This is a genomic window from Peptoniphilus sp., from assembly GCF_022767005.1.
Taxonomy (GTDB): Bacteria; Bacillota; Clostridia; order Tissierellales; family Peptoniphilaceae; genus Peptoniphilus_A.
On the sequence record NZ_JALEOV010000082.1, the window covers coordinates 1 to 2,515 of the forward strand.

A 2,515-nucleotide genomic window follows, 5' to 3' on the forward strand; every position below is an offset into this window, starting at 1 on the left:
ATTATCTCTTGTATAAGCCATAATTGTATGTGGTGCAAACCTTGATATGTCTGGCAGTGCTTTTTCTAATTTTAAATTATAATCTGGATATAAAGCATTGCCGCCTATTGCCCATTTTACTTTACCTAACTTTTGTATCTCACTGAGATTATTAAATCTATCCATAATCACATTGCCCTTTTCTAAATATACCATTGTTCCTGTTTTTGTCCCTTGGTAAGAATTAGTAAAAGAGTTTTGTCCTAGCGGTAGATTGTCTTGTACGGCTATCTTCCAAATTCCTTTTTTACTGCCTGGATTTTTCATATCAAAGAAAGTTCCATTTATTGCAAACTCTCTTCGCAGTTCTCTCATTTCTCTTCCTGCTACAAATTCTATTCTTATACTTTCAGGATCTGTTTCTATTACGTGAAAATTACCTTTTTGGTAATATCTCGTATTTTTTAATTTTTTTTTAGAAGTTTTGAAATAATTACTGCAACTTCAGCTCTTGTAATTTTTTCATCTGGTTTAAAGCTTCCGTCTTCATAACCTTTCATTATTCCAGCTTCTTTTACTTCATCTATTTCTTTTTCTGCCCAGTGATTTTTATAATCTTTTTTCATAACTTTTTCCTCTTTTTCTTTAGATGCTATTTCTCCAAATTCTGAATCTTTAGATAAATCAATCTTCCACTCTATTGGTTTTTCAATATCTTTTTTAAATTGCCACCACTTAGCCCAATTATTTTTACGGAAATTGTGAGGGCAATCTTTACGGCTTACGTCATAATGTCTGCATACTTTACTTGCAGGCACTTTGAATTTTGCCATCAAGTTTTTAGTAAGCTCTACTGTGTTTTTATAAACTTTATCTTGGTTACTATCTGCATTTACACACATTTCAATATTAATTGAATTTGAGTTTGTACAGTCATTGAGATACCTGCCGTATCCTTGATTATCTCCCACAGACCAAGCCACAAAACTATCTCCTATAGTTTGTATAATCTCTTTATCATCTACAAAATAATGAGCTGAACCATACCTTGTTGCACTTTGCAAATATCTAAAGTGAGCCATAGCATCTGCTCCCTTTGAATAATTGCCCGTATAATGTATTACTATCCACTTAATATCACTATAAGGTCTTTTTTTGCCTATCTGTCTTGAATTTGATATAGGCTTAAATAAAAAATTCATATCAACACCTCCTATTTAAGCATTGGGAATAGAAAATATATAAAGGCACCTATAAAAATACCAATAGCTACCTTTACTATTGCATCTATAAAATTCTTTGTTCTCTCATTTGGTTTAATGTACTGGTCCGAAAGCCTTTCATTATATAGCTTGTCCAACTTGTCATCAGTCTTTTTTGTTGTCCTATCTATGTTAGACAAGTCCTTTTTTATAATTTCTATATTCAAATCTTGCCTTCTGCTCAATTCCTTTTGCTCATCGATTTGCTTTCCGTGCATTTCAATTCGCTTGTCTTGTGTCTTGTCATTCTCTTCAAGCTTGGCAATTCTTATCTCATGGTCAGTTATTTTTTCATTTTCCATTGGTTCACCCCTTCCATTAAAAAAACACCCTTAAAAAAGAGTGTTTTAACATTAATTCTGAATTTTTAATTTTTAGCGATATTTACAATAGCTTCTGTCAAAAGCTTAGAAAAATTTAAATTCAATTTATTTCCCAGATCATTACTCCACTTTGGTATAGATAATGTCTTTTTAACAAGTTCTTGACTTCCTAAATAATCTTTTAAATCAACATAAACTAAAGAAATAAAAGATTTAGAGTAATCATAAAAATTATTAAATTCGTCATCGTCTTTAAATGGAAAATTATCTTCAACAGACAAGTCCCCTATGTTTGATTTTTTGGGAAGTGTTTCTTCATTTTCTATAATTGAACTTGCCATAATACCTAAATAATCACTTGCCATTAATAAAGCATCTTCAATTGAATTACCTTGAGTTCCTGCCCCTTCAATATCTGGTATATAAACATAATAACCTTTTTCTTCTGGGCTATAATAAAATATCGCCGGATAAGAAACTAACATAATTACCACCTCTCTTATATAAGGAGCAGGGCTATTAAAGCCCCACCTCTTTTAGGATTCCACGTTCAGTACCCTTTTGGAGTTCTCCATGTGGAATGATAATAGGTCTTTTCAGTCCGGGCTTTGTCATTTTAATATGGCTGCCCTTTCCGCCTTTAACTACTTCAAAACCATTCTTTTTTAGTAGCTTGACCATTTCATCTTGTGTCATCGGCATGTATACCTACCTCCTGACAATTATATTTTACCACGTATTAACACGTAAATCAAGGCTCGTTTTAAATTTATCTCTTATATCAAACCTCCTCGATTAAATCTTCTCTGCCTTCTGCTATCAAAATAGCATCAGTTTCTTCTTGAAATTTTTTGTATATTCTACACCCAAAAATTTTCTTGTATTTAAAAGTACCGTCAATCAATCTTAAAACTATAAACATTGCCATTACTCAATACCTCCCATGATCAT

At 31.8% G+C, this 2,515-nt stretch carries 6 protein-coding genes; all 6 read right to left on the reverse strand.

Features of this window, described 5'->3' with window-relative positions:
- A partial coding sequence (locus MR285_RS06275) for a hypothetical protein (protein WP_293559141.1) occupies positions 1-354 on the reverse strand: 354 nt, incomplete at its 3' end.
- Positions 355-443: 89 nt separating this feature from the next.
- Complete coding sequence (locus MR285_RS06280; protein WP_293559143.1) at positions 444-1,181, reverse strand: N-acetylmuramoyl-L-alanine amidase; 738 nt, start codon at positions 1,179-1,181, stop codon at positions 444-446.
- 11 nt (positions 1,182-1,192) lie between these two features.
- Positions 1,193-1,543 (reverse strand): hypothetical protein, encoded by a 351-nt coding sequence (locus tag MR285_RS06285; protein WP_293559145.1) that lies wholly within the window; start codon positions 1,541-1,543, stop codon positions 1,193-1,195.
- 65 nt (positions 1,544-1,608) lie between these two features.
- Entirely contained in the window at positions 1,609-2,049 is a 441-nt protein-coding gene (locus MR285_RS06290; RefSeq protein ID WP_293559147.1) for a type II toxin-antitoxin system HicB family antitoxin, read from the reverse strand.
- A gap of 34 nt (positions 2,050-2,083) precedes the next feature.
- Complete coding sequence (locus tag MR285_RS06295) at positions 2,084-2,266, reverse strand: type II toxin-antitoxin system HicA family toxin (RefSeq protein ID WP_169969580.1); 183 nt, start codon at positions 2,264-2,266, stop codon at positions 2,084-2,086.
- 79 nt (positions 2,267-2,345) lie between these two features.
- Entirely contained in the window at positions 2,346-2,492 is a 147-nt protein-coding gene (locus MR285_RS06300; RefSeq protein ID WP_293559151.1) for a hypothetical protein, read from the reverse strand.
- Positions 2,493-2,515 lie beyond the last annotated feature (23 nt).